This window comes from Sphaerochaeta sp. UBA5836 (genome assembly GCF_002432845.1).
GTDB lineage: Bacteria > Spirochaetota > Spirochaetia > Sphaerochaetales > Sphaerochaetaceae > Sphaerochaeta.
The window spans coordinates 9,755-17,058 of the sequence record NZ_DJGW01000019.1 but is presented as its reverse complement, the minus strand read 5'-3'; the positions used below and the strand labels follow the sequence as shown (position 1 = coordinate 17,058).

At 52.7% G+C, this 7,304-nt stretch carries 8 protein-coding genes; 6 read left to right on the top strand and 2 right to left on the bottom strand.

Annotated elements, in window-relative coordinates; genetic code table 11:
- The coding region (locus tag B3F49_RS01565) for an HDIG domain-containing metalloprotein (protein ID WP_293908667.1) at window positions 1-491 on the bottom strand (491 nt) is incomplete at its 3' end.
- A gap of 293 nt (window positions 492-784) precedes the next feature.
- Between B3F49_RS01565 and B3F49_RS01560 the strand changes: the two genes are divergently transcribed.
- Both B3F49_RS01560 and B3F49_RS01555 read left to right on the top strand, forming a co-directional pair.
- A complete protein-coding gene (locus B3F49_RS01560) occupies window positions 785-1,810 on the top strand; it encodes a magnesium transporter CorA family protein (protein WP_293894015.1) in 1,026 nt (341 codons plus the stop codon).
- 55 nt (window positions 1,811-1,865) lie between these two features.
- Entirely contained in the window at window positions 1,866-2,504 is a 639-nt protein-coding gene (locus tag B3F49_RS01555; protein ID WP_293908666.1) for a YkgJ family cysteine cluster protein, read from the top strand.
- Here the strand turns inward: B3F49_RS01555 and B3F49_RS01550 are convergent.
- Window positions 2,501-3,727 (bottom strand): class I SAM-dependent rRNA methyltransferase, encoded by a 1,227-nt coding sequence (locus tag B3F49_RS01550; protein ID WP_293908665.1) that lies wholly within the window; start codon window positions 3,725-3,727, stop codon window positions 2,501-2,503. The two genes, B3F49_RS01555 and B3F49_RS01550, sit on opposite strands and share 4 nt — an antisense overlap.
- 79 nt (window positions 3,728-3,806) lie before the next feature.
- On the opposite strand from B3F49_RS01550, the gene B3F49_RS01545 reads away from it, so the two are divergent.
- From B3F49_RS01545 to B3F49_RS01530, 4 genes are all read left to right on the top strand, one after another.
- Window positions 3,807-4,502 (top strand): HAD family hydrolase, encoded by a 696-nt coding sequence (locus B3F49_RS01545; protein WP_293908664.1) that lies wholly within the window; start codon window positions 3,807-3,809, stop codon window positions 4,500-4,502.
- Entirely contained in the window at window positions 4,471-6,183 is a 1,713-nt protein-coding gene (locus B3F49_RS01540; RefSeq protein ID WP_293908663.1) for a phospho-sugar mutase, read from the top strand. Before B3F49_RS01545 ends, B3F49_RS01540 begins: the two co-directional genes overlap by 32 nt.
- Entirely contained in the window at window positions 6,180-6,959 is a 780-nt protein-coding gene (locus B3F49_RS01535) for a hypothetical protein (RefSeq protein ID WP_293908662.1), read from the top strand. The genes B3F49_RS01540 and B3F49_RS01535 overlap by 4 nt, the downstream gene beginning before the upstream one ends.
- A 19-nt stretch (window positions 6,960-6,978) precedes the next feature.
- Window positions 6,979-7,304, top strand: a 326-nt coding sequence (locus B3F49_RS01530) for a hypothetical protein (RefSeq protein ID WP_293908661.1), incomplete at its 3' end; no start/stop codon positions are given.

The window sequence follows — 7,304 nt, the reverse complement described above, 5'->3', positions numbered from 1 at the left end:
TCCAGGGGTATGTCGAGCATCTGTGCTCCTTGGGTGATCAGTTCACGATTCACCCCTGCGGCAAATCCTTTGGAGGACCATTTCTTCTTGACCGATTTAACACTCATGCCCTGCATGTGTTCAGGACGCATGAGCGCCGTTGCGTAGACAAGGCCGGTCAGTTCATCGATGGTGTAGAGGACTTTTTCCATGAAGTGCACGGGTTCGACATCACTGCACAGCCCCCATCCGTGGCTGCAGACGGCATGAATGAATGCATCGTCGACGTCGATTTCCTTCAAAAGCTCCGGTGCTTTCTTGCAATGTTCTTCAGGAAACATCCCCCAGTCGATATCATGCAACAAGCCCACCAGGGACCAATATTCGACATCGTACCCATACTCGGCCGCAAATCGGGCCATGGTCTCTTCAACGCAAAATGCGTGGTACACCAATGCCTCATTGGGATTGTACTTGCGAAGCAGACTCTCTGCTTCTTCTCTCGTAACCATATCCTTCCTCCTACAGCCGAGTATAGGTGGTTTGATTCATTTGGAAAAGAGAGAATTTTCTTTCATGCCCCCTTTATTCTTCTTCTTGGTCTATGGTAGACTATGGATGGTGCTTGCCAGGCCGGCAAGCCATCACATGCAAGGAGGAGCCAATGTCTACGTTAGACGACGGTGGTAGTATAACACCCCTGCCTAGAACCCCGCTCATGGCGTCCTCCTGGTACAGCTGCTAGACCTGCCAGGTCCATCCCCTGTGGATTCGGGAGTACGCCCCAACCATCCACGGAGGAAGTATGATTACAATCAGAAAAAATCTGATGAGCCAGAATCCAGGAGATCCCATCCAGGAGGCTCCCTACACTTGGGTTGATGCACGCGACATCAACCGCGACGATATCTCCCAGCTTGAGGAGCAGTATTCGATTTCCAGTGAGTTGCTCGCAGATATCATGGACCAGGACGAACAGGCGCGTATCGAGAAGGAGGATGATTACATCGCTCTTATCGTACGTCTGCCCGCCATGGCCGATGATTGCAAGGGAATCAATCAGTATGCTGTTCCTCTTGGTATCGTCTTGGTCCGCGATACTGTCATCACCATCTGCCAAAGTGACAGCATCGTTCTTGAGGATTTTGCAAAGAACCGGTACCGCCAATATCCGGTTCAGACAATGGAAGGTTTTGTCATCAGCATTCTCGGTCGTGCAGTGATGGTGTACATCCGTCTGCTCAAGTACATCAACCGCCAGAAGAGCCAGGTTGAGGAGCAGCTGCACAAGAGCATCATGAACTATGAGCTGATCCAGCTGCTGCAGATCCAGAAGTCCCTGGTCTACTTCTCAACCAGCCTCACCACCAATGAGGCTCTTCTTGAGCGCCTGCAGAGAACCCCGTACTTCAAGCTGGCAGGGGAGGAGGAGCGCGACTTCCTCGATGACGTGATAACCGACAACAAGCAGGCCATTGAGATGGCGAACATCTACTCTTCAATCCTTACCGGGACGATGGATGCATTTGCATCGGTGATCAGCAATAACATGAATGTCATCATGAAGCGGTTGACCATCATCTCCATCAGCTTGATGTTCCCGACCTTTGTAACCGGATTCTATGGAATGAATGTCAATCTGCCCTTTATGAACAATCCCTTTGCCTGGATCGGCATCCTCTCCTTTTGCGCTGTGAGTGCCTTGATCGGTGGTTGGATGCTCTCGGACCGACGCAATGAGAGGCTGGTCCAGCGCTCCTTGCTCGGGACAAGGGAGACGGTGCGGGAGAAACGGAGAAAAAAACATAAAAAACGGTCCTTACCCGATTGATTCGCACAATTTTGTAATGCTACCATCTCCAAGTTCTCGGGAGAGTTCTTCAAAGATGGACAGCATTATGCAACTCTGTTCTGCTTTCAGCGGAACATATGCCGGTCGGTCCATGAGCGACTTGGCAGCCTTATATTCAGAAATCGAGCAAAAAACCAGCACTTTTTGCACTACATACAGCATTGCCTGCGCACAAGGATGTGGAACGTGCTGCGAGCACTTCATGCCTGATATCACTGCGAGCGAAGCCCGTTTGGTTGGCGCGTATCTGCTCTTCATCAAGAAGGATTTTTCCTTGATTGAGAAAGTGCGCCAGAGTATCGGCAATCAGGAGGGCCCATGCCCGCTGTATCGGTTCGATTCACCCTTTCATTGTTCTGTCTATCCAGCCCGGCCGCTGATATGCCGCCTGTTCGGAGCCTGTGCCTATCAGGGCAAGAATGGCTTTGCGGTGTTCAGGCGCTGCAAGTACAATGAGGAGAAAACCATGCCCGAGCACATCGACTTTCACAGCGAGGTGCCGGTTATGCAGGACTACTCCTATCTCTTGCGGTCGCTGGACGACCAGGAAGGGGAAGTGGGCTTTCTGCCTGAAAAAGTAGCAAGCATGCTCGACCAGCTTCAATTTCTGGCAGTCATGCTTGATATGGACGATACCAATCCGGACGATACTCCGAATCCGATGGCCAGTTAGCGCAGGACCCTCATAATATAGCCGCACAAGTATTCCGATTCTGGAAACGAGAGGCGGATCGGATGGTCCTCTGCTTGGCCGAGGGTTTTCAGGATTTGGATTTCTACATTGGCATCCTTGGCGCTCCAGGCGAGGATCATGCGCAGTTGTTCGCTGCTGATCGATGCACTGCAGCTGAAAGTGGCGATGATGCCCCCGTTCTTGATTTTCTGCATGGCAAGCCGATTCAAATCCTTGTATGCTTTCTGGGCGCCTTCGGCCTGGGCCTTCGTCTGGGCAAGCTTGGGAGGATCGAGGATCATTAAATCATAATGATCACTTGGTATGACGCGCATCTGCTCGAAAATGTCACAGACGGTGGTGGTGACCTTGCTTCGGCTGTCCTCGGCAATCGTTTTCAGATCCTGATTGATGTGGACATGGACCAGGGCTTGGCGGAGGGCCGGGTCGCTGGAGTCGAACAGGTCGACGCTCTTCGAGCCTGCACGCAGTGCATGGAGACTGAAGGCTCCGGTATAGGAGCAGCCATCCAAGACCACCGCATCCTTGGCATACGGCTCTATCGCCTTGCGGTTCTCCCGCTGGTCGCAGTAGAATCCACTTTTTTGCCCCTTCCCGGGAATCACTTCATAATACAGCCCGTCTTCACGGAAACGGATGGGATCGAGCCGCTTGGCAGGAGTGAAGTATTGGCCATCCTGATAATACAGGGTGGTCTCACTGAGCTTTTCGGCACCGGCGAAGGCGCTGTCTATGGTGATCAGCATCAGCGAGGGCTTCAGCAGGCTGTCCAAGGTGGAGACGATTACGTCGCGATGATCCCAGGCAACACGGGCGCTGATGATGATTCTCAGCATGGTTCCATACACGTCGACCACCACACCAGGCAGCATGTCGGCTTCAGAGAAAATGATGCGGAAGGTGGTGGTGCCGCCGGCTTTGTCCTGAAAGAAGGAACTTCGTCTTCGCACGCTTTCGGCGATGGCCTGGGCCCACCAGGACTCATCGGGGATTCTTGCCTCGTTCCAACTGAGCAGCCGAAGCGGAATGTGGCTGTCCTGATCGTACCATCCGTAGGCGATGAACGCACCATCGTGGGTTTCCACCCTGCCCAGACCGGTTTCCAATGCCGAGGTTGGCGTATGAAGAGCTCCAGAAAATACCCAGGGATGATGGCGTAGGAGCTGTTTCTCCTTACCATCCTTGATTGTAATGATTTGCATGGCTACACAGTAGCCGAAGCCCTTTGTTTTGTCAAAACGTTTGTTGACTTGCTCGTACTGCATACCGGATAATGACCCTATGCAGAAACCGGTTGTCAAAGCTATCCTTTTCGATCTGGACGGGACGCTGGTCGATACCATTGAGGACATCCGCCGTTCCTTGGCGCATGCACTTGCCGGCGAGGGCCTCCCTCCTCCTTCCGCAAATCTGACCCGGCAAGTGGTGGGCAGGGGGCTTCACAACGCACTCAAAGGTGCTCTTTCGTGGTTCGATCGCACTGTTGGGGAGGACCGGTTCAACCAACTGTACCAAGAGATGCTTCTCTATTATCGCGAGCATTATGCAGTGTATAGTCATCCGTATGAGGGTGTTGAGCAGTTGCTCCAGCATTTGCTTGAGAGCGGGTATGCATTGGGTGTGTATTCCAACAAGGAAGACGGGCTTACCAAACGTATCGCAGCCTCCCTGTTCCCCGGAATCCGGTTTTCGTGGGTCAGGGGGATGCTGGAAGGATTTCCCGGAAAGCCCGACCGCTCAGGTATTGATTATTTTTGCAGGAAGACAGGCCTTGTCGTGCAGAATGTCCTGTATATTGGAGACAGCGAAGTTGATTGGCAGACCGCCCTCAATGCCGGCTGTCCTCATATACTTGTTTCGTGGGGGTTTCGTCCAAAGGAAGAACTGCTGGCTCTTCAAGGCGCTGTAGTTGTCGATACGATACATGAATTGGAGGATGCAATCTATGGCATACAACGAGAAGGATTTGAGAAATAAAGCTGAGGCTTATCTGAAAGCTGAACGACAGGAAGTGTTTTCCAAGGAGGTGGAAGCCGAACTGACCCAAGGAAACTGGGAGTCCCTGTATGATCGTTTCTATACCAGTCTCGCCTTCGGAACAGCAGGCATGCGGGGTGTCATCGGCGGGGGGACCAACCGCATGAACAGCTTCATGGTTCGCAAGGTCACCCAAGGTTTGAGCGATTATTTGAATCACACTTCCAAGAACCCTTCAGTCGTCATCGCCTACGACAGTCGCCGTTACAGTGATCTCTTTGCAAACGAGGCCGCCCTCGTGCTTGCCGCCAATGGTATCTCCGTGTACCTCTATCCTGATTTGCATCCGGTTCCGATGCTCAGTTTTGCCGTGCGATACCTGCAGACAACCGCTGGAATTGTAATCACAGCCAGTCACAATCCTTCCCAGTACAATGGGTACAAGGTCTATTGGCGCGACGGTGGACAGGTGACGCCTCCGCACGATTTCAGCATTGCAGAGCGTGCAAATGCAGTGAAAGCAGAGGACATCAAGGAAATGAGCGAGCAGACGGCACGTTCGAAAGGCCTTCTGGTTCCCGTTCCGGAAAAGGTGGATGAAGCGTACTATCATACAGCACTGCTTGGTTTGAGACGCCCTTCCTTGGTGCAGGACAGTCCTGTGAAGGTGGTCTATACTCCCTTGCATGGATCTGGCAACATTCCTGTCCAGCACTTGTTGAACAAAGTCGGGATCACATGCATCGTGGTCCCCGAGCAGCAGGAGCCCGACGGGAATTTCCCTACCGTTCCGCTTCCCAATCCCGAGCATCCGAAAGCAATGGAAATGGCAATCGCCCTTGCAAAGAAAGAGAAGGCCGACATTGTCCTTGGGACCGACCCCGATGCGGACAGGCTGGGCATTGCCATACCTCTTGATGCAGAAAAAACGGAGTATCAGCTGCTTACGGGCAATCAGATAGCGACCTTGCTGGTCGACTACCTGATCGAGGCTGACAGCCACAAGAAACTTGCCAAGAAACCTTTGGTGGTCAAGAGCCTGGTCACCACCGACCTGGTGGCTCGTATCGTGGAGAGCCAAGGCGGGCGATGCAAGGACGTGCTGACCGGGTTCAAGTATATCGCCGAACAGATTGCTGAATTGGAAGGTCCGAAAGGGGAGGCTGAGTATTTCCTCTTCGGCTGCGAGGAGAGCTATGGCTTTTTGACACTTTCGCAGGTCAGGGACAAGGATGCGGTAAGCAGTGCCCTTTCCAGTGTCGAGTTGCTGTGCTATTGGGCCTCGCAGGGATTGACCTTGCAAGAACGGCTTCAGCAGATTTACCACAGGTGGGGGTACAGCACCGAAGTTGTTTTCTCCAAAGAGTATGAAGGTGCCAGTGGAAAGGAAAAAATGGCGGCAATCATGGCCAATCTGAGAAAGCTGTCTGTCGGTGATGAGCTTGGCTCATCCACCATTGCATCCATCCAGGATTTGCTTGATGGAAAGCAGACAGCCTTTCCACCCTCCGATGTCCTGATCATCCGTTTTGCCTGTGGTGATAAATTGGTCGTCCGCCCCAGCGGGACGGAGCCCAAAATCAAATACTACCTCTTCTTCACTTTGGAGGAGGGGACGCGTGAGGAGAGGGAGCAACAACTCGCCTTGCGCATCCAAAACTATAAGGCGGCCCTCAGTTGATTACCTGCTATGTACTTGTCCGGCATCAGAAAAGCAGTCTCTGTCTCTCTCCCTATCTGGATGCAGAACGGATGGATGATTGGAAGGAAGATGAGGAGGTGGTGCTGAAAAGCAGTGGAATGTTGACCAAGAACCAGAAGGATGAGGTTACGTATGCCCTGTATGCTGCGATAGACTTCAGTGTTGATCGCTGGATCCAGAACAAGCAATATGTGCCTCGTCTTCTCATCTGCGCCCTCATTTTCACAGCTTCGTATTTCCTGCTCTCATTGGCCATTCGCGATCCGCTTCCCATGATTGATGAGATTGCCATCAGTGTGGGGTTGACGTTGCTTGGCTGGAATGCCCTGGCAAAACGCGACACCCGTTCCTCGGTCGCCCAGCGAAGGCGCTATGAGTTGAAAGTCCGAGCATCCGAGCGGCAAGAGGTTATCGATGAACAACTCTTCGCCTTGGAAGAGTATTTGGATGAAGCTGCAAAAGTCGATGCCTTGTCGCTGTGCAACTCTTTGTGTCTGGTCAGCTCGGAGCCGTTGTTGCCGTTCTCCTTTGAAGGCCGGCTGGATGAGCTGAAAGACATATCCAAGCTGTTGTTTCTGTATGTGCGTCTCAATGACAAGGCGTTGTTGCAGACATCCCATACCGTCTTGCGCTTGAGGCGGCAGGGCAAGGCGGACAGCCGTCTCGCTGCAAAACTCTACCATGAGCATATGCAAAAGCGGATCGATCTTGCATTGCTCTCCCTCTTGATTGTCTTGGATGAAGCAACTGCATAGCTAAGATGCCAGTATAGGCATGCAAGCCTATCACGCCGCACTGTTGTTGTTTTGCATAGCCGGTCTGTATGTGGCCGGCTTTGCTGCATCGCTGCTCTCCTATCCCTTGCTGGCAGGCATTCTGGGTGGGGTGCTTACCCTTGTCCTGCTGCATGTTTGCACACGCTCGAGGCGAAGCCTGCTTGCTCTCTTTGCATGGTTTTACTGCTTGTACGTCCTCCTTGGCTGGGCGGCGGGCTTCAATCAAGCAAGCTTTGGGTTGCCCCGGCAGCGTGTTGTACAGATAGAAGGACACCTGGTGGAAGACTCCTTGCTCACCCGTTCAAACAAGCAACTTGCCCGGAT